This is a genomic window from Streptomyces sp. NBC_00440 (assembly GCF_036014215.1).
In the GTDB taxonomy this organism is placed as follows: domain Bacteria; phylum Actinomycetota; class Actinomycetes; order Streptomycetales; family Streptomycetaceae; genus Streptomyces.
In genome coordinates, this window is sequence record NZ_CP107921.1 from 1,431,822 (window position 1) to 1,455,996 (window position 24,175).

Consider the following 24,175-nt stretch of genomic DNA (forward strand, 5'->3'; position numbering starts at 1 on the left):
TCATGAGCAAGAGCCGAAGAGGCGCTGCCTCAGCCCTGATCACCGCGGCCGCACTGGCCCTGACGGCCTGTGGATCGGGCGACCCCGCGACCACGGGCGGCGGCTCGAAGGCCGTGGCGAAGCCGGCCGCACTCCCGACCCGCGACGTGGTGTCGGACGTACGTCCCGACCGGGCGGCCGTCGCACTGCTCCCCGCCGACCTGCGGAAAGGCGGCAGCCTCACCCTGGCGACGGCCGTCGGCGGTGCCCCGCCCGGCACCAGTTATCTGCCCGACGGGAAGACCCTGGTGGGCCAGGACATCGACTTCGCGGACGCCGCCGCGAGGACGCTCGGTCTGAAGCTGAAACGTGAGGCCGCCGGTTTCGAGACGATTCTGCCCGCACTCGACAGCGGCAAATTCGACCTGGGCGTGGGCAATTTCGGCGTGACCGACGAGCGCCGCAAGGTGATCGACTTCGTTACGTACATCAATGACGGCCAGGGCTTCGCCGTACGCAAGGACAGCAAACTGGGCAAGGTCACCGATCTGACACAGCTGTGCGGGCTGAATGTGGCGACCGGCGCCGGCACCACATTCGAGGCGGCCCTGGATGCGGCGAAGAAGCGGTGCTCCGCTGCGGGGAAGAAGGATTACCGGGTCCAGACCTATGCCGACTCCGCCGCGCTCTGGGGCTCGCTCCAGCAGGGCCGCAGTGATGTGGTGATGTCGACGATCAACGGCCTGCGCTTCGCCGTCGAACAGCAGCCCGGGCTGCGGTTCCTCAATGAGTTCCACCGCCTCGATGTCGGATTCGCCTTCAAAAAGGGGACGCCACTGGCGCCTGCCTTCCGGGCCGCGGTGAATCAGCTGATCAAGGACGGTACGTACCGGCGCATCCTGAAGAAGTGGGGCACCGTGCCGTCCGGGATCGGGGAGTCGCGGATCTCGCCGCCCGAGATCAAGTAGCCGCCTCACACTGCTGACCACTCTCGCTGCTGACCGGTGACCGACTGGCCGGGGTCAGCAGCCGTCGCAGGGGCAGCAGCAGTCACAGCCGTCACAGTCACAGCCACTGCAGTCGCACCCACCGCAGTCACAGCCGCTGCAGTCGCAGTCGCAGTCGTTGCAGCAGCCCTCGCGCTTACGGCCCGACCAGGGGCCCTCGAACTCGGAGGAGCAGCAGACCCGGCAGGTGCAGCAGAGCCCGACGGCGACGGCGCACCCCGCCAGGAAACCCCGCTTGGACCCACCGTGGTGGCCGTTCCCGTCGTGGCTGTCATGCCCGTGGCCGTCCTGGCCGCCGTGTTCCGGCCCATCGGGGTCGAACCCCGGCGGCGGCGGGCCGAACGGTCCGGGCGTCCGGTGGGCACAGCTCCCGCCGAACGCCCGGTCCACCGAGCGCCCGAGTTCATGGGCGAGCAGCACATGTGCCAGCCGGTCGTCCGTGAATTCGGCGTCCCGCAGCGCGAGCCGTATCCCGTGCAGGGCGTCGTCGCACAGCCTGCGGGCCTCGCCGAGGGAGGTGCCGGTCGCAGCCAGCGGGTTCCAGGCACCCGACGCGGCGTCAGCCTCCCTGTCCTCCACGGCGTCCAGCAGATGGGCCAGCCTCCCGAAGAGCCGGCCGGCCTCGGCGAGCGGCGGCGCGTTCCCCGGCCGGCCGGCGAGCACGGCGGTGTGCGCGAAGGCAGCGGCGGTGGCGGTCTCGGTCGGCTCGGTGACGGTGAGCAGCGGCGTGCCGGGCCCGGCGAGCGCCTCGATCCCGGCCTGCCGGTCGACGGCGTCGACCAGGAGCGCGGTGTCGAACCCGAGATCGGCGCCGGTCCGCGCACCGGCGCGGTCCCAGCGGGCGGCGACGCGGCGGGCGGCCGCGGCGACCGGCCTGCGTGCCAGGAGACCGTCGCGGTCGGCGACATGGTCCCGCATCTTCGCCGAGGCCAGCACCAGGGATACGGCGGCCGCGAGCCGGGCGCCCTCACCGCGCGCGACGGGCGCGGTGCGCATCCCGCGCAAGGGACAGGGGCCCGCGGTGCGCCGATGTCCGGCGGAGCGCCCTGTCTGAGCCTCCGTCAGCACGGAGACGATCAGGCCGTCGTAGTTGGTGGCGACCCGCGCGAACTGGCCGTGATCGCCGCGCAGCGCGAGGCAGAGCCCGCACAGATGTGCCGTCCACTCCGCCCTCAGGCCCTCGGAGAGACGGTGCGTACAGGGCCTGACTATTCCGAACACAGTGCTCCCCCGAGCCTCTTTCACCGGTGCCGGACGAGGTGTCACGGCGCCTCCGGCATCGTAGCGAGCGGCCCTTTCACCCGTACGACCCCACCGTCACCCGTACGGCTGGAGACATCCTATTTTCATTCTGTCAGCAGTCGTACGTAGGAAGAAACCTGACGAACCGCCATAACTTCTGCACCAGTACCGTCACGAATCCCCTGCACACCGACTATCCACTTGGCGAACGATCCACATCATGGACGACGATAGGGGTGCGGAACGCAGAAGGACCGCGGCGAAAGGAGGCGTCCATGGGATCGGTACGCAAGGCGAGTGCCTGGCTGGGGCTCGTCGAGGACAACGAAGACCGCTACTACGACGACGATTACACGGAGGGCGCCGAGTCCCCGGCCCCGGCCGAGGCATGGGTGACCGACCCCAGGGTCAGGGTCGCCGCCGAAGCGGGGCAGGCGAGGAGCCGCCGGATCGCGACGATCACGCCCGACAGCTTCCGGGACGCCCGCGCCATCGGCGAGATGTTCCGGGACGGTGTCCCGGTGATCGTCAACCTCACGTCCATGGAGCCCGCCGACGCCAAGCGTGTGGTGGACTTCGCCGCCGGGCTGATCTTCGGGCTGCGCGGCTCGATCGACCGGGTGGCCAACCGGGTCTTCCTGCTGACCCCGTCCGACACGAAGATCGTGAGCGGCGAGGCCGCGGGCCGGTCCACCGAGGGCGGCTTCTTCAACCAGAGCTGAGCCGGGACGGGGCCCGGCGGTGCTCCGGGGACACCCCCGGAGCACGGAGCGACCGGGACCGTGCCGGGCCGGCCCGGCCGGCGGGTCCGGATCTACCGGAACGCGTCGAGACCGGTGAGCGCCTTGCCCAGCACCAGCTGATGCATCTCGACGGTGCCCTCGTACGTCAGCACCGACTCCAGATTGGTCGCGTGCCGCATCACCGGGTACTCCAGCGAGATCCCGTTGGCGCCCAGGATCGTCCGCGAGGTGCGGCAGATCTCGATCGCCTCCCGCACGTTGTTGAGCTTTCCGAAGCTGACCTGTTCGGGCCGGAGCTTCCCGGCGTCCATCCGCCGCCCGATGTGGTGCGCGAGCAGGATGCCCTTGTGCAGCTCGACCGCCATGTCGGCCAGCTTGGCCTGGGTCAGCTGGAAGCCGCCGATCGGCCTGCCGAACTGCTCACGTGTCCTGGAGTAGTCGAGCGCGGCCTCGAAACTGGCGCGGGCGGCGCCCATCGCGCCCCAGACGATCCCGTACCGGGCGTGGCTCAGACAGCTCAGCGGGCCCTTGAGCCCGGTGACCCCGGGCAGCACCGCGTCGGCCGGGAGCCGGACCTCGTCGAGGACGAGCTCGCTGGTGACCGAGGCGCGCAGCGACCACTTGTGCTTGATCTCGGGGGCCGAGAACCCGGCGGTGTCCGTGGGGACGACGAATCCGCGCACGCCGTCGTCCGTCTGCGCCCAGACCACGGCGACGCCCGCCACCGAGCCATTGGTGATCCACATCTTGCGGCCGGTCAGCACCCAGTCGGTGCCGCTCCGCTTCGCGTACGTCCGCATTCCGGCCGGGTCCGAGCCGTGGTCGGGCTCGGTGAGGCCGAAGCAGCCGATGACCTCACCGGCCGCCATGCCGGGCAGCCACTGCTGCTTCTGCTCCAGGGAGCCGAAGCGGTGGATCGCGTACATCGCGAGGGATCCCTGTACGGAGACCAGCGAGCGGATACCGGAGTCGGCGGCCTCCAGCTCCAGGCAGGCGAGGCCGTACTGGACGGCGGTGGCGCCCGCGCAGCCGTACCCCTCCAGGGACATGCCCAGCGCGCCGAGAGAGCCCAGTTCGCGGGCCAGCTCACGGACGTCGGGCAGCTCCCCCTTCTCGTACCACTCCGCGATGTGCGGCAGGACCCGGTCGGCGGCCCAGGTGCGGACGGTGCCGCGGATGGCGAGATCCTCGTCGTCGAGCAGGTCGTCCAGGCCGATGGGGTCGGCGGGGTCGAAGGGCGGCAGCGTGGACGGTGCGGACATGAGGGTGCCTCCGGCGGCTCGCGCGGACAACGGATAAAACTAGCAGCGTTAGTTACGGGGTGCCGCTGACGTTACGGCTCAGTGTCCGGCTCGTCCAGACCCGGCCGCATCGGCGGACACCGGGCGCGCCAGGGCGGGGGCGGGCACCCTCGGCAGGGCCTCCCGGGCCCGCCCGTCCGACGGCTGCCCCACGGACGCGCGGCCCCCTTCCGCTTCCGTCTGTTCCGCCCGCGGTCCGCCGGTGCGCTCACGCTCCCCGGGCAGGGCCGCGCACTCCATCACCCGGGGCAGCCGCAGTGCGGCGACCGCGCCGAGCAGCAGCAGTCCGGCGCTGACCAGCAGGGTGACGTGCAGCCCGTGGACGAAGGCGTCACGGGCGGCGCTCCGCAGCGCCCGTCCGGCGGGGCCGCCGAGCCGGGCGGAGACCTGGTACGCCTCCCCCAGCGAGTTGGCGGCCTGGTGGCTCGCCCGCGCCGGAACCCCGGGCACCGAACGGAGCGACGGACCGTAGGCCGCGTTCATGACACTGCCGAGCAGCGCTATGCCCATACCGGCACCCAGCTGGTACGAGGTCTCGCCGATCGCCGCCGCGCCGCCCGCCCGGTCGGCGGGCGCCTCGCTGAGCATCGACTCGTACGCCCCGAAGAGCGTGGCCTGGAGCCCGAAGCCGAGCAGCACGAAGGCGACGGTCAGCAGCAGCGGATTGTCGTGGGTTCCCATCCCGACCAGGCAGAGCACGGCGACCGCGGTGAGTACGAACCCGCAGCCGACCATCCGGCGCGGTCCGACACGGCGCAGCACGGCGGAGCCCATCGCCCCGGCGGTGATGGCGGCGAAGGTGAGCGGGAGCAGCCGCAGGCCGGTCGCCAGCGGGCTGAGGCCGAGCACCAGCTGGAGGTACTGGACGGCGATCAGCTCCAGGCCGACCAGGGCCAGCATGGCCAGGACGATGCAGCCGACCGCCGTGGTGAAGGTGGGCCGGGAGAACATCCGGATGTCGATGAGCGGGTGCTCCCGGCTCCGCTGCCGCCGGACGAAGAGCACCAGCAGCACGGCGCCCACCAGCAGTGGCACGAGCGTCTCGGCGCCGATGACGCCTTCTCCGCCGCCGATGCGCTTCACACCGAAGACCACGCCGAGTACACCGGCGGCCGCCATCAGCGCGCCCAGCACGTCCCACGGACCGTCCGAGCCGCCCCGCGACTCGGGGAGCACCCAGCGGGACAGCGGCAGCAGCACCGCCATCAGCGGAAGGTTGATCAGGAAGACCGAGCCCCACCAGAAGTGCTCCACGAGGAATCCGCCGAGGACGGGGCCGATGGCGGCGCCGACCGCGGCCACCGCGGTCCAGACCCCGATGGCCACGGCCCGTTCACGGCGGTCGGGAAAGACCGCCCGGAGGATCGACAGCGTCGCGGGCATGATCATCGCGCCGCCGACACCGAGCAGGGCGCGGGCCCCGATGAGTATCCCGGGGCCCGTGGAGAAGGCCGCGACGGCCGAGGCCGCGCCGAACAGCCCGTATCCGATCAGCAGGACCCGGCGGCGGCCCACCCGGTCGCCGAGCGTGCCGAAGAGGATCAGCAGTGCGGCGCAGACCAGCGGATAGGCGTCGACGATCCAGAGCAGCTGGACGGCACCGGGGTGCAGGTCCTCGGTGAGCGAGGGGACCGCGACATGCAGGACGGTCGCGTCGAGGGCGACGAGCAGCAGGCTGACGCACAGGACGACAAGAACGACCCAGCGGTTGGCACCGGCCGCGACGGCGACGCCGGGGCGCCTGCCCACTGTGGACGTCCCTGACATGCGCATACCTCCCACAACGGTGTGTCCCTCGCGCTCGGCGGACCTGGGGGCGTGCGCCTCCGGGGCCCGGCTTCGACGGGCGAGTGAGCCGTCAGAGTACGCGAGACCGCGCGCCTGCCACGTGGCCCATCTCACCTCCCGGGGCAACCGGTCCGCACCCGCCCGGCACCCGGTCAAACGATCTTGCCGGGGCGACGGCGCGGCGTCGGCGGCCGGAAGGAAATACCGAGCGCATACCTCAAAAGTCTTTACCAGAGGGCCGATAACACGAGCGTAAGGGCCTTCTTGCATATAACGAGACCCACGAACCGCTATTCGACATTCCGTTGGAATAAACAAGCGGATGAGACATAGTCCACATCACATCGTCATCACAAAGAGACCGGATCGGCCAGCCTTGTCACTCACTCGCTGTAACGTCGATTGAGTGCGTATCGACCGAATCTTTACCCGCCTGGACCGGGAGCCGGAACCGCCGAAGCTAGAGATCCCGCGGATGAGCCGGACCCGGATCGCCCTGCTCGGCTCGACGCTGGCCTTCTACCTGGCCATCGTCGTCGCCGTGCTGTCCACGTCCTGGCTCGTGGGACTGGACTGGAAGGTCATGCTCTTCCGGCCGTACCAGCAGTGGCCCCAGCTTCATGCCTTCCTCGACTACTTCGTGGTGCTCGGCCAGCGCGGACCCACCGCGGTGATGGTCGCGGCCTGGCTCGGCTGGCGCTCCTGGCGGCAGCACACCCTCAGACCCCTGCTGACCCTCGGCGCGGCGCTGCTGCTGCTGAACATCACGGTGGGCGCGGTCAAGCTCGGCCTCGGTCGCCTCGGACCGCACTACGCGACCCAGATCGGCTCGGCCGAGCTCTTCGCCGGCGGCGATATATTTCCGTCGGGCCACACCGCCAACGCGGTCGTGACCTGGGGAATCCTGGCCTACCTGGCCACCACCCCGCTGGCCAGGCGCTGGCTCTCGGTGGGCTCGGCCGCACTGGCCCTGGGTGTCGGAGCCACCACGGTGTACCTCGGTACGCACTGGTTGAGCGATGTGCTGCTCGGCTGGGCCGCCGGTCTGCTGGTCCTGCTGGGCCTCCCCTGGTTCGAGCCGCTGATCGGCCGCACCGAGACCGCGATCTTCGCGGTGCGCGAGAAGCTGCGCGCCGCCCGCCGCAGGCCCGCCGCGCCCGCGCCCATACCGGTCGACGTCCAGCCCGCGCTGTTCCCGCACGGCCAGCCGCGCGCCGAGGGCTCCGACGACGAGAGCCAGCCGCTGGAGCCGGTGGGCATCGCGGGACGCTCCGGCGGTACGCCCAGGAGCGGCACGCACCCCACCTCGCCGCAGCGGGCGCACGGCCCGCGCTCGGACCGCACGCCTGTCACTCCGGCCGGCAGCCGCCGTCCCCCGCACGCCGACCGCACCCCGCGCACCGGTCAGACACGGCCGGTTCCGGGGGGCTCCACCTGACAGCGGAGGCGGTACGCACAGACTCCGCAGCAGTACGAAGGCCCCGGCCCGGGGATCTCTCCCGGGCCGGGGCCTTCGTACTCCTGAGGGAACGCGGGCTCCGCCGCGCCGGCCGACGCGGGGATCAGCCCGGCCAGCAGCGGACGACCTTCCCGCCGTCGACCTCGAAGTTGAGCCGGCCCGACAGGAACTCCATGGTGATGACGGTGCCCGTGGGCAGCGCTCTCACGGTGGACCAGCCGCGCTCCCTGGCCAGCTGCCCGGCGCGCTCCTCATCGAGGCCCACATAGCTGTCGGGGGCGTCGTCAGGCTGTACGGGAGGGGTCGGAATGGGTGCCATGACACCCACCGTAGGCCCCGGGCCGGGGTGGCGGAAGGCCGGCGGGGCCGGTGTCCCTGATCACGCCGGGATCCGCCTGCTGTCACACTTCTGTCACAGCGCCAACACAGCTGTTCGGCCGTGGCCCGTCACCCGAAGGGGTGTTCCGTACCGGTCGAATCTGCATTGCACTCACGGTGAACCACGGACCATTTTCCGCCCCCGGAATTTCACAGGAACCGGCCCGCACACGGGTGCCGAATTTCCGGTGAATAGAGCGGGGAGAAAAATAACAGGAACGCGGTTGATTCACGAATTCCCTACAGAATCCGCACCACCCGGGATGCCCGCCCGTCAGCCCCTCGGCGGGTCGAGCCGCACGCTGAGGTCGTTGTCCACCGTGTAGTACGGCGTGGCCGTGGCGGCCCGCACCGCTCCGTCACCGCACGGCGAACCGGGGTAGACGAAGACGGACTTCCGGTCGGCGATGTCGTCGAGGATCCGGCTGATCCGGACGCCCGGACCGCTCCCCTCCGCGCCCTCCGGCAGCAGCCACAGGTCCCAGAACCGGGCCCCTTCGCCGTCGCCCACGGCCAGCGGCCCGCAGTGCAGGGTGCAGCTGAACGCTCCGTCGTCACCGCCGGTCCGCACCGGTTCGCGGTGCACCTGTCCCGGCGCGCCGCGCAGCCTCGCCTCCACCACCGCGTCCGCGCCGAGCCCCGCCCCGTACAGCTGCCCGGCTACGCTCAGCGCACCCGGCCGCACGGTGAGTTCACCGGCTTCCGCGTGCGGTGAGCGGGACCAGCTGCGGACCGCGAGCATCCCGTCGGCCGTGCGGTACGGGATGCGGGCGACCACTGCCGTGGCCGCGGGATGCGGTGTGCGGTCGGTCAGCTTCCGCAGGTCCCTGAGACCCGGCTCGACGCGCTGCTCGCCGGCCGGTCCGCCCTCCGTGAAGACGTCCCAGCGCCCCTCCCTGAGCTCAGCGGCGGCGTCCAGCACGGCGTGCCCCCCGGAAGAGCCGCCGTCCGGGGACTCCGTGAGCGCCAGCCGGACCCGGTCGCCGGACTTGCGCCGCTTCAGTACCAGTGCGGTCGGGCCGGCCGCCGCGACGGCGAAGCCGATGGTTCCGTCGGCGTCGGCCGTGCAGTCGACGGCGTACGGCAGCCGGTCCTCGCTGGTCCCTGTCATGCGGCCCTCCTCCTTCGCACGGCGCCGGAGATCCGGTGCCGCAGTCCGTACGTCCTGCTCCCGGCCGTGCCACGAGCGCGTAGCAGTCCTTCGCCCAGCGCGCCGCGGGACGGCCCGCCGCCGTGCCCGGCGGCCAGTTCGGTGAAGAGCGCCTCGTGCCGTGCCGCGACCGGCGCGGGGTCGAAGCGCGCGGAGCTGTCGCGCGCGGCCCTTCCCATCGCGGCGCGCAGGGCGTCGTCCTCGATCAGCTGGAGGAGGGCCGCCGCGACGGCCCCGGTGTCGCCCACGGGCACCAGCCGCCCGTCGACGCCGTCGCTGATGATCTCGCGGGGACCGTGCGGGCAGTCGGTGGAGACGACCGGCAGCCCGGAGCGCATCGCCTCGACGAGCGACATGCCGAAGGATTCGAGACGCGAGGTGACCGCGGCCACCGAACCCTTGACCCACTCCGCCTCGATCGGGTTGGCCGGGCCCATCAGAAACACGTGGTTGTACAGGCCCAGTTCATCGATCAGGGCACGCAGGGCGCTCTTCTCGTTGCCGCTGGCGTCGCCGCTGCCGTAGATCCGCAGCCGCCAGTCCGGGCGGACCTCCACCACCTGGCCGAAGGCGCGGATCAGCAGGTCGAACCGCTTCGTCTCGGTCAGCCTGCCCGCTGCCACGACCCACTTCGCCGTGGTGTCGGAGACCGGGAGAAGCGGCTCCGGAACGCTGTTGGGGATGGCTTCGATCCGCAGGCCGGGAAGGGCGAGTCCATTGCGGTACGCGCGTGCGTCGGCCTCGGAGACCGTGGTGACCGCGTCCAGCAGGCCGTAGCGGTACCCGATCTCGCGGCGCAGCAGGGCGTTGTGGCTGTCGAGCGTGAGGTGCTCCTGGCCGACCCGGACCGGTCCGCGCCGCGTCTGGCGGGCGATCTGCACATTGAGCCCCGGACGGGTGCCGACGATCACGTCGGCCTCCAGGGACTTCAGATATCCGGCGATCCGGGTGTCCGTGAGCCGGCTGTACTGGCGGTGGCGGTGATCGCCCCGGGGAAAGACGGTGGCCGGCCTGGCATGGTCCGGATCGTCCCCGGCGTAGTCCGCGCTGTCCTTGCGCGTATCGACGAGATGAGTCATCCGTACGCCGTCCGGAGCGCCCAGCGTCGGCCGGTCGAGGTGCCGGAAGACGGAGACGATCTCCACATCGTGCTGCTGGGCCAGCGTGCCGGCCAGCGTGAAGGTGGTCCGGATCGTGCCACCGATGCCGTAGGCGTTGTGGAGCATGAAAGTAATGTGCATGTCGCCGTCGTGTCCCCCGCGTCGCCGCCGTGTGCCCGGGACCGCGGCACCCCGGCGCCCCCGGTGTCCCGGATCTCCCCCCGTGACTGCCGTGCGAAGGGACTCTACTCGGGCCCGCCGGCCCCTCGGGCGGAGCCCCGGGCCGTGGCAGGCAGGGTCAGCCTGGTACCGACGGCGAGCCGGTCGGGGTGCGCCCCGACGGAGCGGGCGTTGGTCCGGTAGAGCGCGGACCAGCCGCCCTTGACCCCGTAGTGCCTGGCGATGGAGCTGAGGGTCTCGCCGGACGTCACGACATGGCCCCGGCCCGCGGCCCCGTCGAAGCCGTACCGCTTGGAGCAGACCGGCCAGGCCCCCCAGCCCTGGGCGGCGAGGATTCTCTCCGCGACGGTGATCTGCTGCTCACGGGTGGCCAGATCGGCCCGCGGTGCGTACGCGAGGCCGCCGTACTCGACCCAGGTCGACTGGAGGATCTGCAGCCCGCCGTAGAAGGTGTTGCCGGTGTTGGCGTCCCAGTGGCCGCCGCTCTCGCACTCGGCGATGCATCCCCAGGGCCGCTGGTCACCGGTGCAGGCCAACGGTCTGGACCCCGGAGCCCGGGCGGAGGCCGTGGCGACGTGCGGCGAGGCGGCCTGCGCACCGGACGGGGCCAGGGCGATCAGCAGGGCCAGCAGGGCGGCGGGCCACACGCGAGGGGTCGGCATCGGGCCACGCTAAGCAGACCGGATCAGATGATGATCGTGCCGCGCGGCCCACGGCGGCCGTCCCACCCGCTCGGCGGACCACTCGTCCTCCCCCGGGCGCCGCCATCCATTTCTGTCCGCCTTTACGCGTGACCCCCGAAGGCGGTCTCCCGTTGTTCTCTTGTTGGCCGGGAACTGCCCGGCGCACGAACCGAGTTCGAGGAGCCACCCGTGCCGCGCATGCTCGACGTCAGCCAGGACGTACGTGCCGAGATCGGCGACGAAGAAGCCGATCTCCTGCTCGCCGGGGACAACGCCCCGGGCAGCTACGACTGCACCTCCTGCCGTACCCCCGGAGACTCCGAGCAGGAGCGCACCAGCACGGTGCTGTTCGTCGGCGACGAGACGGCCGTGCTCGCCTTCGCCCACGCCACCTGCATCCCCTCACAGGTCGTCAAGGTCTCCGAGACGCAGCTCCAGGGCGCCGTACGGAGCATCACGGGCGAGGGCCCCGACGCGCAGCAGGGACCGCCCGTCCCGCCGGTCGCGGCAGGTCCTGAGCAGGCCGTGCTCGGCATCACCAGCGGTCTCGTGCTGATCCAGGGCGAGCTCTGCCCTGCACTGGTCGTCGAGCCGACCGCGCCGGTCGTCCGGCCCGGCTCCACCGGCACGGGCGACGACTTCCTGGACCTCCTCACCGAGCAGGGGTTCCTCCCCGTGGCCGGTCTGGAGCAGCTGCCGAGCGCCCTGCCGGGCTGGTCCGTGCTGCTCGCCATGGGACAGCTGCACGCCATCCTCCAGCCGGGCACGGGCGGCGGCAGCCCCGTCTCCTGGTGGCAGGCTCACCAGCCGCTGCATGTCACCGACGGCTGGCGTACGGCGGCCAACAAGTCTCACACGGTGCTGGTCTTCGCGGCCCCGGCTGGCTCGATCGGCCAGCAGGGCCGCGAGGACCTGCTGCGTGACGCTCTGGAGCGGGCGGCGATGCGGGGCGCGCTGGTGGCCGCCGCTCTTCCGCTGGCCGGTACCTGAGAGCCCGGATGACCGGATGCCGGTAAACCCCCAGCCATTTCCGGTTTGGGGGTTACCGGCATGTTTGCAGCGGAAATTCCGTTACTTCCGACCCGCATCCGATGAGCCCCGGGGTCGTTGGCCCCTGTGTGCACCCATACGAGCCGAGCCGCCAGCCGTACCAGTCTCAGATCCCCGCGATGCGCCCGTCGCAGGACCCGGCGGGGAACCGTTCCGCCACACCGATCTACGACGCGCTCTACTCCGAGTACCGCAGATCGTTCCGTACGCTCCCCGGCGACCGGAACAACGAGGAGCACACCGGCTTCACGGCTTTCGGCACCGGGATGCACGGGGGCGGGATGCACAGCCCAGGTATGCATGGCACGGGTATGCACGGGGGCGGGATGCACGCGGGCGGCGGCAGCGCACAGCGGCCGCCGGAGAACCCCGGGTCCTGGCAGCGCCAGTACAACAGCGGGCAGGCGCGGCCCGCGCTGCCGCCGGGCCCGCGCCGGGGCATGTGACAGCCCGGCCCGACGGAAACCGGCGAGCGGTGACAGCTGCCGGGCCGGTGGCATCCACCCGCCCGGCAGTCGGCCCGCGCCTGACTACTTCTTGCGGCCGCGCTTCTCGCGCACCCGGACCGAGATGTGGATCGGCGTGCCGTCGAAGCCGAACTCCTCACGCAGCCGGCGCTCGATGAAGCGCCGGTAACCGGCCTCCAGGAAGCCGGACGCGAAGAGGACGAACCGCGGCGGCATCGTCCCGGCCTGGGTGCCGAAGAGGATGCGCGGCTGCTTTCCACCGCGGACCGGGTGCGGGTGGGCGGCGACGATCTCGCCGAGGAAGGCGTTGAGCCTGCCGGTCGGGATCCGGGTCTCCCAGCCCTTGATGGCCGTCTCGATCGCCGGGACCAGCTTCTCCATGTGGCGCCCGGTGCGGGCGGAGACGTTCACCCGGGGTGCCCAGGTGACCTGGCCGAGCTCGGTCTCGATCTCCCGCTCCAGGTAGTAGCGGCGCTCCTCGTCGAGGTTGTCCCACTTGTTGAACGCGAGGACCATCGCCCGGCCCGCCTCGACGGCCATGGTGATGATGCGCTGGTCCTGGACGCTGATGGACTCGGTGGCGTCGATCAGGACGACCGCGACCTCGGCCTTCTCCACAGCGGCCGCGGTACGCAGTGACGCGTAGTAGTCCGCGCCTTCCTGGAGGTGCACCCGGCGGCGGATGCCCGCCGTGTCGATGAACTTCCAGACGATGCCGCCGAGCTTGATCAGTTCGTCGACCGGGTCGCGGGTGGTGCCCGCCATCTCGTTGACGACGACACGGTCCTCGTTCGCGACCTTGTTGAGCAGCGAGGACTTGCCGACGTTCGGACGGCCGATGAGCGCGATCCTGCGCGGGCCGCCGACCGTGGTGCCGAAGGTCTGGGCCGGTGCCTCGGGAAGCGCTTCGAGTACGGCGTCCAGCATGTCGCCGGTGCCGCGGCCGTGCAGCGAGGAGACCGGGTGCGGCTCGCCGAGACCGAGCGACCAGAGGGTGCTGGCGTCGGCCTCACCGCTCTGCCCGTCGACCTTGTTGGCGCAGAGCACCACGGGCTTGCCCGCCCGGCGCAGCAGCTTGACGACGGCCTCGTCGGTGTCGGTCGCGCCGACCGTCGAGTCGACCACGAAGACCACGGCGTCGGACGCCTCGATGGCGTACTCGGCCTGCGCCGCGACGGAGGCGTCCAGGCCCAGGACGTCCTGCTCCCAGCCGCCGGTGTCGACGACCTTGAAGCGGCGCCCGGCCCACTCGGCCTCGTAGGTGACGCGGTCGCGGGTGACACCCGGCTTGTCCTGGACGACCGCCTCACGGCGGCCGATGATGCGGTTCACCAGGGTCGACTTGCCGACATTCGGCCGGCCGACGACGGCGAGGACGGGCAGGGGGCCGTGCGAGGCCTCCTCAAGAGCGCCTTCGACGTCCTCGACGTCGAAACCCTCTTCCGCGGCGAGCTCCATGAACTCCGCGTACTCGGCGTCGCCGAGTGCTCCGTGGTCGTGCTGGTCGTTCATGAAGTCCGTTCCTCTGTTGCGTCATCGATGGACCGCGGTTGCGCGGTCCACTACTCAAGTCTCGCTCAGCGCCCGGTGAGGCGCCTGGCACTTTCCAGGTGGCCGGTGAGCCGCTGCTGGATCCGTACGGTGGCCTCGTCCAGCGCCTTGCGCGTACGCCGTCCGCTGCCGTCCCCCGCGTCGAAGGGCTCGCCGAACACCACATCGACCCGGCTGCGCAGCGGTGGCAGCGCCCTGACGAGGCGTCCGCCGCGTCCGGTGCTGCCCAGGACGGCCACCGGGACGATCGGTGCGCCCGCCCGCAGCGCGAAGTACGCGAGTCCCGCGCGCAGTGAGGCGAAGTCGCCCTCGCCCCTGGTGCCTTCGGGGAAGATCCCGAGGACACCTCCGCCGGCGAGAACCCCGAGGGCGTCCGTGACCGCTGTCCGGTCGGCGGTCTCGCGGTCCACTTTCAGCTGCCCGATTCCACGAAGGAACGGGTCGAGAGGACCGGTGAACGCCTCCTTCTTGATCAGGAAATGCACCGGCCGGGGCGCCGTTCCCATCAGCATGGGCCCGTCGATGTTGTGCGAGTGGTTCACGGCCATGATGACCGGCCCGCCCGCCGGGACCCGCCACGCACCGAGGACGCGGGGCCGCCACAGGCCGTACATCAGCCCGATGCCGATGCCCCGCCCGACCGCGGCACCACGTGGCCCGGGTGGTGTCACCTGGCGGCCCGCTTCTCCTCGACGAGGGTGACGACGCACTCGATGACCTGCTGAAGGGTCAGCTCCGTGGTGTCCACCTCGACCGCGTCGTCCGCCTTGGCGAGGGGCGATGTCTTACGGCTGGAGTCGGCCGCGTCCCGCTTGACGAGGGCGTCCTTGGTGGCGGCGAGGCCGGCGGCCTGGCTGCCCTTGAGTTCGCCGCTGCGGCGGGCGGCCCGCGCCTCGGGGGAAGCGGTCAGGAAGACCTTGAGGTCCGCGTCCGGGAGGACGGTCGTCCCTATGTCGCGGCCCTCGACGACGATGCCGCCCTCGGCCGCGGCGGCGATCTCCCGCTGGAGCTCCGTGATCCGGGCCCGTACCTCGGCGACCGCGCTCACCGCGCTGACCTTGGCGGTGACCTCCTGGGTGCGGATGGGCCCCGAGGCGTCCGCGCCGTCGACGGTGATGGTCGGGGCGGCCGGGTCGGTGCCCGAGACGATGGCGGGCTTGGCCGACGCGTTCGCCACGGCCGCGGCGTCCTGGACGTCGACCCCGTTGCTGATCATCCACCAGGTGATCGCCCGGTACTGGGCGCCCGTGTCCAGGTAGCTCAGCCCGAGCTTGGCGGCGACGGCCTTCGACGTGCTGGACTTGCCCGTGCCGGAGGGGCCGTCGATGGCGACAATCACTGCTGCCGGGGTGTTCCGGGCGGCGGTTTCCACGGTGACGGACACCTTCCTGCTTCACGGGGCGGTATGTGCGGGACGCCGGTGCGCCCCGCACAAGGTTACTGGCTGGGGCGACCGTCCCGTTACGCCGTCCGGCGGCGGCGCCGCGCCCGGCCCCCGGGCGTTCCTGGTGGGCACTGCTGAGTGGGCACTGCTGAGGGGCGGCGCTACTGGCGCAGCGCCCAGCCGTGCTCCTGGAGCGCCGTGGCCAGGGCGGGGGCCGCGCTCGGCTCCACCATCAGCTGCACCAGGCCGGCCTGCTGTCCCGTCGCGTGCTCGATCCGTACGTCCTCGATGTTGACCCCGGCCCGGCCGGCGTCCGCGAAGATCCTGGCCAGCTCGCCCGGCTGGTCGCTGATGAGGACCGCCACGACCTCGTACGCGGCAGGTGCGGCCCCGTGCTTGCCCGGCACCCGGACCCGGCCCGCGTTGCCCCGCTTCAGCACGTCCTCGATGCCCGCGACCCCGGTGAACCGCTTCTCCTCGTCGGCGGACTCCAGGGCGCGCAATGCCCGTACCGTCTCGTCCAGGTCTTCGGCGACCCCGGTCAGGACGTCCGCCACCGGTCCCGGGTTGGCCGAGAGGATCTCCACCCACATCCGGGGGTCCGACGCGGCGATCCGGGTGACGTCCCTGATGCCCTGGCCACAGAGCCGTACGACCGTCTCGTCGGCCTGCTCCAGGCGGGCGGCGACCATCGAGGAGATCAGCTGCGGGGTGTGCGAGACCAGGGCCACGGCCCGGTCGTGCGCCTCGGCGTCCATCACCACGGGCACCGCCCGGCAGAGCGCGACCAGCTCCAGGGCCAGGTTCAGCACCTCGGTCTCGGTGTCCCGGGTCGGGGTGAGCACCCAGGGCCGCCCCTCGAAGAGGTCGGCGGTCGCGGCCAGCGGGCCCGAGCGCTCCTTGCCGGCCATCGGATGCGTACCGATGTAGGGGGCCAGGTCGCAGCCCATCTCCTCCAGCTCGCGGCGCGGCCCGCTCTTCACGCTGGCCACGTCGAGGTAGGCGCGGGCGACGCCGCGGCGCATCGCGTCGGCCAGCGTGGCGGCCACATGGGCGGGCGGTACGGCGATGATCGCGAGGTCCGCCCGGCCTTCGAGCGGTTCGTCGGTTCCGGCGCCGAGCGCGGCCGCGGTACGGGCCTGGGCCTCGTCGCGGTCGACGAGGTGGACCGTGATCCCCCGGCCGGCCAGTGCGAGGGCCGCGGAGGTACCGACCAGTCCGGTCCCGATGACGAGGGCGGTTCTCACTGGGCGATGTCCTTGCGCAGGGCCCCGGCGGCGCCGAGGTAGACATGGTTGATCCCGGACCTCGGCAGGTCGCTCTCGATGTGCGCGAGGATCCGCACGACGCGCGGCATGGCCCCGGCGATGTCCAGCTCCTGGGCGCAGATCAGCGGGACGTCCACGATGCCGAGTCCGCGCGCGGCAGCCGCCGGGAAGGCGCTGTGCAGATCGGGGGTGGCGGTGAACCAGATACTGATCAGGTCGTCGACGGCGAGGCCGTTGCGCTCCAGGATGGCCGTGAGGAGGGCGGCGACCTGGTCCTCCAGGTGCCCGGCCTCGTCCCGCTCCAGCTGGACCGCTCCCCTGACCGCTCGTACCGCCACGTGCTGCTCCTCGCTCCCGTGAAACGTCCGCCGCGCGTCTGCCGCACCGGCTCCGTCCAGAGTAGTCAGCCGTACGGACATCGGCCGCCGCGCCCGTCCTGCGAGACGGGGACGGGCGCGGTGGGCCCACTGCGCTGTCCTGCTCAGGCGTCCCAGAGCGCGCCGAGCGCCAGCAGTTCCCCGTGGTACTCGATCCGTTCCGCCCACTCACGCGGCCAGACGCCGGGGCCGAGGCGCGCACCGGCGAAGGCGCCCGCCAGGCAGGCGATCGAGTCGGAGTCGCCACTGGTGCAGGCTGCCCTGCGCAGCGCCAGGAGCGGTTCGTCGGGGAAGAGCAGGAAGCAGTGCAGCGCGGTGGCGAGGGCTTCCTCCGCGATCCAGCCCTCCCCCGTCGCCAGGCAGGGGTCCGTCTCCGGCGAGGGTGCGCGGAGCGCCGCGACGAGCCGGTCCAGGACGGCGAGGCAGTCGTCCCAGCCGCGGGCCATGAAGTGGGCGGGGGTTGCGCCGCCGGCGTCTCCCGCGTACGTCCAGAGGTCGCCGAGCCACCGCTCGTGGTAGCGCGTGCGGTTCTCGATGGCGTACGAGCGGAGCTGTCCCACCAGACCGGTCGGCTCTGCCCCGTGCGCCAGCAGGAACACCGCGTGCGCCGTCAGGTCACTGGCCGCCAGTGCCGTGGGGTGGCCGTGGGTGAGCGCGGACTGCAACTGGGCGGCTCCGGCGCGCTGTTCGGTGCTCAGTCCGGGTACGAGACCGAGGGGCGCGACCCGCATATTGGCCCCGCATCCCTTGGACCCCAGCCGGCTCGCCTGCTGCCAGGGCCGGTCGCTGTCGAGGAGGCCGCAGGCGGTCAGACAGGTGTTTCCGGGCGCGCGGTTGTTGTCCGGCGAGTGGTACCAGGCGACGAACTCCTGCCGGACCGCCGCCGCCATCGATACCGGTTCGAGGATCCCGCGATCCATCACGGTCCGCAGGGCCCGGCCCAGCGCGAGCGTCATCTGGGTGTCGTCGGTGACGAGCGCGGGGCGGGGCAGCGCCATCTCCCGCCAGGGGCCGTGCGTGGCGAGGATGGACGGTATGCCGTCGAACTCGGTGGGATAGCCGAGGGCGTCCCCCAGGGCGAGTCCGATGAGGGCGCCGGTGGCGGCCTGACCGGCGGCGCTGCTCGTGCGGCTGACGGGGCTCACACGGCTGGTACGGCTGACGGGACTCATTCGGGTCGTCCTTCCGGGCGCAGCAGAGGTGGGTGCAGGGCGGTGGCGGGGCCCGCCCGATAGAGGGCGGCCGGTTTGCCCCGGCCACCCGTCAGACGCGCGGCCCCCGGCACCGGTTCGACGAAACCCGGGCTGGCGAGGACCTTGCGGCGGAAGTTGGGACGGTCGAGCACGGTGCCCCAGACCGTCTCGTACACCTGCTGGAGCTCGCCGAGGGTGAACTCGGGCGGGCAGAACGAGGTGGCGAGGCAGCTGTACTCGATCCTGGCGCCGACCCGGCGGTGGGCGTCGGCCAGGATCCGGGTGTGGTCGAAGGCGAGAGCACGCTCCGTACCGGCGGGCATCCACTGGGCGTGGGCCGCGTCGCCGCCGCCCCGGGGCTCGGGCAGATCCGGTACGAGCGCGGCGTAGGCGACGGAGACGACCCGCATCCTGGGGTCGCGGCCGGGCTCGCTGTACGTCCGCAACTGCTCCAGATGGAGCGCGGCGGCGGTCTCCCCGGACAGCCCGGTCTCCTCGGCCAGTTCGCGTCTGGCGGCCTCCCCGGCCGACTCGTCCGGCAGGACGAACCCGCCGGGCAGCGCCCAGGCGCCCAGGTACGGGTGCTCACCGCGCCGTATCAGCAGGACGTGCAGCGCACCCTCCCGGACCGTGAAGACGGCCAGGTCGACGGCGACGGCGAACGGCGTGAAGGCAGAGGGGTCGTACGGGGCGCGGGACCGGTGTTCCGTCATGCGCGCCCCCTCCGGCTCTGCCGGTGCACGGCCTCCCGGAATCCGGTCCACCCCCGTGGGCCCGGTTCACCGGGCGGCCGTGCACCGCCCTTCTTTATGGTCACCATGACTATAAAGCAGCCGGACGGGGCGGGCAAGAGAGAACCCGGCCCCCGCACGGAGCGGGGACCGGGTTCCGGTTGCGTCTGCGTCTGCGTCTGCGTCTGCGGTGGCGGTGGCGGTGGCGGCTACAGGCCGACTTCCTTCATCAGCATGCCGACCTCGGTGTTGGTGAGGCGGCGCAGCCAGCCGGACTTCTGGTCGCCCAGCGGGATCGGGCCGAAGCTGACCCGCACCAGCTTCTCGACCGGGAAACCGGCCTCGGCCAGCATCCGGCGGACGATGTGCTTGCGGCCCTCGTGGAGGGTCACCTCGACCAGGTAGTTCTTGCCGGTGTTCTCGACGACGCGGAAGTGGTCGGCGCGTGCGTAGCCGTCCTCCAGCTCGATGCCGTCCTTCAGCCGCTTGCCGAGGTCGCGCGGCAACGGGCCCTGGATCGCGGCGAGATAGGTCTTCTTCACGCCGTAACGGGGGTGGGTCAGCCGGTGGGCCAGCTCGCCGTGGTTGGTGAGCAGGATGATGCCCTCGGTCTCCGTGTCGAGGCGGCCCACGTGGAACAGCCGCGTCTCACGGTTGTTGACGTAGTCGCCCAGATTCTGGCGGCCGTCCGGGTCCTCCATCGAGGAGACGACACCGGCGGGCTTGTTCAGCGCGAAGAAGAGGTACGACTGGGTGGCGACCGTCAGGCCGTCGACCTTGATCTCGTCCTTCGGCAGGACCCGGCGGCCCTGCTCCATGACGATCTCGCCGTTGATCTCGACCCTGGCCTGGTCGATCAGCTCCTCGCAGGCGCGGCGCGAGCCCATACCGGCCCTGGCCAGCACCTTCTGCAGGCGCTCGCCCTCCTCCTCGGCGCCGGGGAAGGTCTTGGGGGTCTTCACCTGCGGCTTGTTGTGCCGCTCCCGGTTGCGCTCCTCGATCTTGGCGTCGAGCTCGCGCGGCCTGGAGGGCTCCCGCTGGCCGTGCGGGCCGCGGCGCGGGGGCTGGCTCTGCGGGCTCTTCTTCGGGCCGCCCTTGGCGCCGCCGCGCGCGGCGGCACCCCGGCTGCCCGCGGTCTTGCCACCGGGCTTGCCGCCGGCGGCCGGGCCGCCCCGGCCGCCACCCGCGGGCTTGCGCCCCTGGTCGTCGGAGGAACCCGTGCCGACGTCGTAACGCCGCTCCTCGGGGCGGGGCCGGCGCGGACGCTCCTCCTGCTTGTCGCCGCGCCCTCCGCCGGCCCCGCCGGCACCGCCGGACGTCCGACGGGGCGGCTTCCCGCCCGCACCCCGGTTGTCCCGGTTGCCGGTTCCGCTGTTCCTGCCGTTGCTTCGCATCAAAGTTCCGTCTTGTCGTCTGCGTCGGTGTCCGGACCGTACGGTGCATCCGGATCGAACGACGGCACACCTTCTTGTGTCTCGGCCTCGATCGCATCCGCCTCCGGAAGGAAGGGCGCGAGCTCCGGGAGCTCGTCCAGGCCTCGCAGGCCCATCCGCTCCAGAAAGTAGTTCGTCGTCCTGTACAGGATCGCACCTGTTTCGGGTTCCGCGCCCGCCTCCTCCACCAGACCCCTCTGCAGGAGGGTCCGCATGACCCCGTCACAGTTGACTCCGCGGACCGCGGAGACCCGGGACCTGCTGACCGGCTGGCGGTAGGCGACCACCGCGAGGGTCTCCAGCGCGGCCTGGGTGAGCCGGGCCTGCTGCCCGTCCAGGACGAAGCTCTCGACGGCCGCCGCGTACTCGGGGCGGGTGTAGAACCGCCAGCCGCCGGCCACCAGCCGCAGGTCGAAGCCCCGGCCCTGGACGGTGTACTCGTCGGACAGCGCCCGCAGCGCGTCGGCGACCTCGCGTCTGGACCGCTCCAGGACCTTGGCCAGGTGTTCTTCGGTGGCCGGCTCGTCGACGACCATCAGGACCGCTTCGAGTTCGGGCTTGAGATCACTCATGCCGTCTCCTCCACCACTTGATCGAATTCGTCGGTCACCACGGGCTCCGCGCCGTCACCGCCGGTCCAGCGCACCAGCAGTTCGCCGAGCGCCTCCGGCTGGTCGAGGGCGACCGCCTTCTCGCGGTAGAGCTCCAGCAGGGCCAGGAAGCGGGCGACCACGGTGAGGGTGTCCGCCGCGTCCTCGGTGAGGGTGTGGAAGCTCACCTCGCCGCACGAGCGCAGCCGGGCCACCACGATCTCCGCCTGCTCCTGCACGGAGACCAGCGGGGCGTGGATGTGGTCGATGTAGATCTGCGGTGCGGCCTTCGGCTGCATCGCCTTCACGGCGAGCTTCGCGAAGCCGTCGGCGCCGATGCTGATGACGACCTCGGGCAGCAGCGCCGCGTGGTGCGGCTCCAGGCCCACGGTGCGCGGATACCGCTTGCCCTCGGCCTCGAACCGGTCGCTGAAGATGTCGGCGATCTGCTTGTACGCGCGGTACTGGAGCAGCCGGGCGAAGAGCAGGTCCCGCGCTTCGAGCAGCGCGAGGTCGGCCTCGTCCTCGATCTCGGCCGCGGGCAGCAGCCGCGCCGCCTTCAGATCGAGCAGAGTGGCGGCGACCACCAGGAACTCCGTGGTCTGGTCCAGGTCCCACTCCGCGCCCATGGCCCGGATGTGCGCCATGAACTCGTCGGTGACCTTCGACAGGGCGATCTCGGTGATGTCGAGCTTGTGCTTGGAGATCAGCTGGAGGAGGAGGTCGAAGGGTCCTTCGAAGTTGGTGAGCCGCACCGTGAACCGGCCGTCGCGCGGCTCGTCCGGATCACCGTCCTCCGGCTGAACGGGGGCCGGCGGGGGCGGTGGCACCGGGAGTGCGGGGTCGGCCACCGGCTCCGGCGCCGGTCGGGACGCCGGCACAGGTACCGGATCGGGTCCGGGTACCGGATCTGACCCGGGCACGCGTACGGGCGCCGCGCCGGGCTCCGGCGTCCGCTGCCCCACGGAAGGCGCCCCCGGGCCGCGCCCCAGGGCGCGGCGGCGGGTCGGCGCGGAGTCGTCGGCGGCAGGCATTGCGGTCCAGGGTACGGAAGTACGGGCGCGGGAAGGCCACCGGCGCGCAGCCGCTCAGCGCCCGCGCCGCCGTCGTATCAGCGCCCGCGCAGCCGCCGTACGAGAATGCTGGCGTCGCCGCGCGACTCCAGGTCGGCGAGCACCACGGCCACCGCCTCCCGGACGATGCGCCCGCGGTCCACGGCGAGGCCGTGCTCGCCGCGCAGCACCAGACGCGCGTGTTCGAGGTCCATCAGTTCCTCGGCCGAGACATAGACCGTGATCTTCTCGTCGTGCCGCTCACGCCCGGTGGGGCGCCGGTTGGCCCCCCTGCCGCCGCCCCGGCGGCGCTGCTGGCCGGCCGGGGCCACCGGCGCGGTCATGGGCCGCGCCTCCTGCGGTCTGCGGCCCGCGGCCGCCTCCGCCCCGTCGGTCCTGCTGCGGGACTCGGTGGTCTCCGCCGCGGCGGTGGAGTGCTCCGCCGCCGCGGACCCGTCCCGCTCGGCGGAGGGCGCGGCCGGTGCGGCCGGGTCGCTCTCGCCCGCGGGTCCGGGGATCCGTGCCTCGCCGTTGACCGGCCGCCGCGGGGACGACGACTGGAGCGCCATCCCCCCGGTCGTACGGAACAGCTCGTCGGCCCCCGGCAGACTCACTCGGCGTGACACCGGGCGAGCACCTCCCTGGCGAGCTGACGGTAGGCGGCCGCGCCGACCGAGTTGGAGGCGTACGTGGTGATGGGCTCACCGGCGACCGTGGTCTCCGGGAAGCGCACGGTCCGGCCGATGACTGTGTGATACACGTGGTTGTCGAAGGCTTCGACGACACGCGCGAGCACCTCGCGGCTGTGCACCGTACGGGAGTCGTACATCGTGGCCAGGATCCCGTCGAGCTCCAGGTCGGGGTTGAGCCGCTCCTGGACCTTCTCGATGGTCTCGGTCAGCAGGGCCACCCCGCGCAGCGCGAAGAACTCGCACTCCAGCGGCACGATGACCTTGTGCGCGGCCGTCAGCGCGTTCACGGTCAGCAGACCGAGCGACGGCTGGCAGTCGATCACGATGTAGTCGTAGTCCTGCATCAGCGGCTTGAGCGCGCGCTGGAGCGTGGACTCCCGGGCCACCTCGCTGACGAGCTGCACTTCGGCGGCCGACAGGTCGATATTGCTGGGCAGCAGGTCCATGTTGGGCACTGCGGTCTTGAGCAGGACCTCGTCCGCCGCCATGCCCCGCTCCATGAGCAGGTTGTAGACGGTGAGGTCGAGCTCCATCGGGTTCACACCGAGACCGACGGAGAGCGCGCCCTGCGGGTCGAAGTCGACCAGCAGCACCCGCCGTCCGTACTCCGCGAGGGCGGCGCCCAGGTTGATGGTCGACGTGGTCTTGCCCACGCCGCCCTTCTGGTTGCACATCGCGATGATCTTGGCGGGACCGTGATCGGTCAGCGGTCCTGGAATCGGGAAGTACGGCAGCGGCCGTCCGGTCGGGCCGATCCGCTCGCGGCGCTGGCGGGCAGCGTCCGGGGCGAGCGTGGCCGCGTACTCCGGGTCGGGCTCGTACTCGGCGTCGGGGTCGTAGAAGTGACCCTCGGGGACCTCGTTGTAGACGGCGAGATGGGTGGTCGTATCGCCACTCCGGTCGCCGGCCCTGGCGTTCACGTGTAGGCCGTCCATACTCTGGTGGGCTGTCGTCATGTGCGGGTGGGTCTGGTGGCTCGCGGAGGCGCGGACAGCGACGGAGCCGACAGCCTCGCGCCCCGCAGGGCCGTGGCCCCGAGCAGGCGTTCCTGATCGACCACCCCCGGGAGTAAATGTCGACTCATTCACAAGTCGTCTTACCTCCTTGGACGTGACCAGGAAACTTTATCGATAGGTCAGCGTGGCACCATGCCGACGATGGGCGACTCTATGGCGTGTCACCGGTCCGCAGCAACACAATCCGCCGGACCCGGCCCGATGTGTCGGCAACGGAACACCCCGGTGTCAAGGGCGTACAGGGATCACTCGGCGGGTTTCACGGGTGTACGAAACGGCTAAAGGGTTACGTTCGCGGCGAGTTGAACGAGGGGCGCAAAGGGGGCAGACGCGCAACCGGCCGGACCTCGGCGTGCAAGGT

At 71.7% G+C, this 24,175-nt stretch carries 24 protein-coding genes; 5 read left to right on the forward strand and 19 right to left on the reverse strand.

Going from position 1 to position 24,175, the window contains the following annotated elements:
* Positions 1 to 2: 2 nt before the first annotated feature.
* A complete protein-coding gene (locus OHB13_RS06425) occupies positions 3 to 947 on the forward strand; it encodes an ABC transporter substrate-binding protein (protein WP_328376191.1) in 945 nt (314 codons plus the stop codon).
* A 54-nt stretch (positions 948 to 1,001) separates the two neighbouring features.
* Here OHB13_RS06425 and OHB13_RS06430 read toward each other — a convergent pair whose 3' ends face one another.
* Entirely contained in the window at positions 1,002 to 2,207 is a 1,206-nt protein-coding gene (locus OHB13_RS06430; protein ID WP_328376193.1) for a DUF5685 family protein, read from the reverse strand.
* A 296-nt stretch (positions 2,208 to 2,503) separates the two neighbouring features.
* On the opposite strand from OHB13_RS06430, the gene OHB13_RS06435 reads away from it, so the two are divergent.
* Positions 2,504 to 2,950, forward strand: a complete 447-nt coding sequence (locus tag OHB13_RS06435; protein ID WP_266858486.1) for a cell division protein SepF — start codon at positions 2,504 to 2,506, stop codon at positions 2,948 to 2,950.
* A gap of 92 nt (positions 2,951 to 3,042) precedes the next feature.
* Here OHB13_RS06435 and OHB13_RS06440 read toward each other — a convergent pair whose 3' ends face one another.
* Entirely contained in the window at positions 3,043 to 4,233 is a 1,191-nt protein-coding gene (locus tag OHB13_RS06440) for an acyl-CoA dehydrogenase family protein (RefSeq protein WP_328376195.1), read from the reverse strand.
* 78 nt (positions 4,234 to 4,311) lie between these two features.
* Positions 4,312 to 6,039: an MFS transporter gene (locus OHB13_RS06445; RefSeq protein ID WP_328376197.1), complete on the reverse strand. Its 1,728-nt coding sequence runs from the start codon at positions 6,037 to 6,039 to the stop codon at positions 4,312 to 4,314.
* 427 nt (positions 6,040 to 6,466) lie between these two features.
* On the opposite strand from OHB13_RS06445, the gene OHB13_RS06450 reads away from it, so the two are divergent.
* Positions 6,467 to 7,498: a phosphatase PAP2 family protein gene (locus OHB13_RS06450; protein ID WP_328376199.1), complete on the forward strand. Its 1,032-nt coding sequence runs from the start codon at positions 6,467 to 6,469 to the stop codon at positions 7,496 to 7,498.
* A 124-nt stretch (positions 7,499 to 7,622) separates the two neighbouring features.
* On the opposite strand, the gene OHB13_RS06455 is transcribed toward OHB13_RS06450, so the two are convergent.
* The 4 genes from OHB13_RS06455 to OHB13_RS06470 form a co-directional block, all read right to left on the reverse strand.
* Complete coding sequence (locus OHB13_RS06455; RefSeq protein ID WP_266858478.1) at positions 7,623 to 7,838, reverse strand: I78 family peptidase inhibitor; 216 nt, start codon at positions 7,836 to 7,838, stop codon at positions 7,623 to 7,625.
* Between the two features lie 333 nt (positions 7,839 to 8,171).
* Positions 8,172 to 9,008: a transferase gene (locus tag OHB13_RS06460; protein ID WP_328376200.1), complete on the reverse strand. Its 837-nt coding sequence runs from the start codon at positions 9,006 to 9,008 to the stop codon at positions 8,172 to 8,174.
* Positions 9,005 to 10,288: a glycosyltransferase family 4 protein gene (locus OHB13_RS06465; RefSeq protein ID WP_328376202.1), complete on the reverse strand. Its 1,284-nt coding sequence runs from the start codon at positions 10,286 to 10,288 to the stop codon at positions 9,005 to 9,007. Before OHB13_RS06465 ends, OHB13_RS06460 begins: the two co-directional genes overlap by 4 nt.
* A 104-nt stretch (positions 10,289 to 10,392) precedes the next feature.
* Positions 10,393 to 10,989: a transglycosylase family protein gene (locus tag OHB13_RS06470; protein WP_328376204.1), complete on the reverse strand. Its 597-nt coding sequence runs from the start codon at positions 10,987 to 10,989 to the stop codon at positions 10,393 to 10,395.
* 210 nt (positions 10,990 to 11,199) lie between these two features.
* On the opposite strand from OHB13_RS06470, the gene OHB13_RS06475 reads away from it, so the two are divergent.
* Both OHB13_RS06475 and OHB13_RS06480 read left to right on the forward strand, forming a co-directional pair.
* The gene (locus OHB13_RS06475; protein ID WP_266858470.1) at positions 11,200 to 12,000 is read left to right on the forward strand and encodes a hypothetical protein; all 801 of its coding nucleotides are present in this window, start codon (positions 11,200 to 11,202) and stop codon (positions 11,998 to 12,000) included.
* Positions 12,001 to 12,179: 179 nt separating this feature from the next.
* A complete protein-coding gene (locus OHB13_RS06480; RefSeq protein WP_328376207.1) occupies positions 12,180 to 12,506 on the forward strand; it encodes a hypothetical protein in 327 nt (108 codons plus the stop codon).
* 84 nt (positions 12,507 to 12,590) lie between these two features.
* On the opposite strand, the gene der is transcribed toward OHB13_RS06480, so the two are convergent.
* From der to OHB13_RS06540, 12 genes are all read right to left on the reverse strand, one after another.
* Complete coding sequence (der, locus tag OHB13_RS06485; RefSeq protein WP_266858468.1) at positions 12,591 to 14,039, reverse strand: ribosome biogenesis GTPase Der; 1,449 nt, start codon at positions 14,037 to 14,039, stop codon at positions 12,591 to 12,593.
* Between the two features lie 65 nt (positions 14,040 to 14,104).
* Positions 14,105 to 14,692, reverse strand: coding sequence for a lysophospholipid acyltransferase family protein (locus OHB13_RS06490; protein ID WP_328380227.1), 588 nt, complete (start codon positions 14,690 to 14,692; stop codon positions 14,105 to 14,107).
* Positions 14,693 to 14,745: 53 nt separating this feature from the next.
* Positions 14,746 to 15,462, reverse strand: coding sequence for a (d)CMP kinase (cmk, locus tag OHB13_RS06495; RefSeq protein WP_266858466.1), 717 nt, complete (start codon positions 15,460 to 15,462; stop codon positions 14,746 to 14,748).
* 161 nt (positions 15,463 to 15,623) lie between these two features.
* Positions 15,624 to 16,709: a prephenate dehydrogenase gene (locus OHB13_RS06500; protein ID WP_266858464.1), complete on the reverse strand. Its 1,086-nt coding sequence runs from the start codon at positions 16,707 to 16,709 to the stop codon at positions 15,624 to 15,626.
* Entirely contained in the window at positions 16,706 to 17,068 is a 363-nt protein-coding gene (gene aroH, locus OHB13_RS06505; RefSeq protein ID WP_266858461.1) for a chorismate mutase, read from the reverse strand. Before aroH ends, OHB13_RS06500 begins: the two co-directional genes overlap by 4 nt.
* A gap of 143 nt (positions 17,069 to 17,211) precedes the next feature.
* Entirely contained in the window at positions 17,212 to 18,279 is a 1,068-nt protein-coding gene (locus OHB13_RS06510; RefSeq protein WP_266858459.1) for an ADP-ribosylglycohydrolase family protein, read from the reverse strand.
* Positions 18,276 to 19,013 (reverse strand): NUDIX hydrolase, encoded by a 738-nt coding sequence (locus tag OHB13_RS06515; RefSeq protein ID WP_266858457.1) that lies wholly within the window; start codon positions 19,011 to 19,013, stop codon positions 18,276 to 18,278. Before OHB13_RS06515 ends, OHB13_RS06510 begins: the two co-directional genes overlap by 4 nt.
* Positions 19,014 to 19,240: 227 nt before the next feature.
* On the reverse strand, positions 19,241 to 20,425 hold the full coding sequence (locus tag OHB13_RS06520) for a pseudouridine synthase (RefSeq protein WP_266858456.1): 1,185 nt from the start codon (positions 20,423 to 20,425) through the stop codon (positions 19,241 to 19,243).
* Positions 20,425 to 21,036: an SMC-Scp complex subunit ScpB gene (gene scpB / locus OHB13_RS06525; protein WP_328376212.1), complete on the reverse strand. Its 612-nt coding sequence runs from the start codon at positions 21,034 to 21,036 to the stop codon at positions 20,425 to 20,427. Before scpB ends, OHB13_RS06520 begins: the two co-directional genes overlap by 1 nt.
* Positions 21,033 to 22,088 carry a segregation and condensation protein A gene (locus tag OHB13_RS06530; protein WP_328376214.1) on the reverse strand — a complete coding sequence of 352 codons (1,056 nt, stop codon included), beginning with the start codon at positions 22,086 to 22,088 and terminating at the stop codon, positions 21,033 to 21,035. Before OHB13_RS06530 ends, scpB begins: the two co-directional genes overlap by 4 nt.
* Positions 22,089 to 22,165: 77 nt before the next feature.
* Entirely contained in the window at positions 22,166 to 22,720 is a 555-nt protein-coding gene (locus OHB13_RS06535; protein ID WP_266861195.1) for a hypothetical protein, read from the reverse strand.
* The gene (locus OHB13_RS06540) at positions 22,717 to 23,886 is read right to left on the reverse strand and encodes a ParA family protein (RefSeq protein WP_266858451.1); all 1,170 of its coding nucleotides are present in this window, start codon (positions 23,884 to 23,886) and stop codon (positions 22,717 to 22,719) included. Before OHB13_RS06540 ends, OHB13_RS06535 begins: the two co-directional genes overlap by 4 nt.
* Positions 23,887 to 24,175 lie beyond the last annotated feature (289 nt).

Excerpts from the sequence above, each read along its gene's own strand:
- OHB13_RS06510 (WP_266858459.1), bottom strand. The coding sequence starts at position 18,279 with ATGAGTCCCGTCAGCCGTACCAGCCGTGTGAGCCCCGTCAGCCGCACG.
- OHB13_RS06530 (WP_328376214.1), bottom strand. The coding sequence starts at position 22,088 with ATGCCTGCCGCCGACGACTCCGCGCCGACCCGCCGCCGCGCCCTGGGG.
- OHB13_RS06480 (WP_328376207.1), top strand. The coding sequence starts at position 12,180 with ATGCGCCCGTCGCAGGACCCGGCGGGGAACCGTTCCGCCACACCGATC.
- scpB (WP_328376212.1), bottom strand. The coding sequence starts at position 21,036 with ATGAGTGATCTCAAGCCCGAACTCGAAGCGGTCCTGATGGTCGTCGAC.
- OHB13_RS06455 (WP_266858478.1), bottom strand. The coding sequence starts at position 7,838 with ATGGCACCCATTCCGACCCCTCCCGTACAGCCTGACGACGCCCCCGAC.
- OHB13_RS06460 (WP_328376200.1), bottom strand. The coding sequence starts at position 9,008 with ATGACAGGGACCAGCGAGGACCGGCTGCCGTACGCCGTCGACTGCACG.
- OHB13_RS06435 (WP_266858486.1), top strand. The coding sequence starts at position 2,504 with ATGGGATCGGTACGCAAGGCGAGTGCCTGGCTGGGGCTCGTCGAGGAC.
- der (WP_266858468.1), bottom strand. The coding sequence starts at position 14,039 with ATGAACGACCAGCACGACCACGGAGCACTCGGCGACGCCGAGTACGCG.
- OHB13_RS06465 (WP_328376202.1), bottom strand. The coding sequence starts at position 10,288 with ATGCACATTACTTTCATGCTCCACAACGCCTACGGCATCGGTGGCACG.
- OHB13_RS06520 (WP_266858456.1), bottom strand. The coding sequence starts at position 20,425 with ATGCGAAGCAACGGCAGGAACAGCGGAACCGGCAACCGGGACAACCGG.
- OHB13_RS06490 (WP_328380227.1), bottom strand. The coding sequence starts at position 14,692 with ATGTACGGCCTGTGGCGGCCCCGCGTCCTCGGTGCGTGGCGGGTCCCG.
- OHB13_RS06515 (WP_266858457.1), bottom strand. The coding sequence starts at position 19,013 with ATGACGGAACACCGGTCCCGCGCCCCGTACGACCCCTCTGCCTTCACG.
- OHB13_RS06470 (WP_328376204.1), bottom strand. The coding sequence starts at position 10,989 with ATGCCGACCCCTCGCGTGTGGCCCGCCGCCCTGCTGGCCCTGCTGATC.
- OHB13_RS06445 (WP_328376197.1), bottom strand. The coding sequence starts at position 6,039 with ATGTCAGGGACGTCCACAGTGGGCAGGCGCCCCGGCGTCGCCGTCGCG.
- OHB13_RS06440 (WP_328376195.1), bottom strand. The coding sequence starts at position 4,233 with ATGTCCGCACCGTCCACGCTGCCGCCCTTCGACCCCGCCGACCCCATC.
- OHB13_RS06425 (WP_328376191.1), top strand. The coding sequence starts at position 3 with ATGAGCAAGAGCCGAAGAGGCGCTGCCTCAGCCCTGATCACCGCGGCC.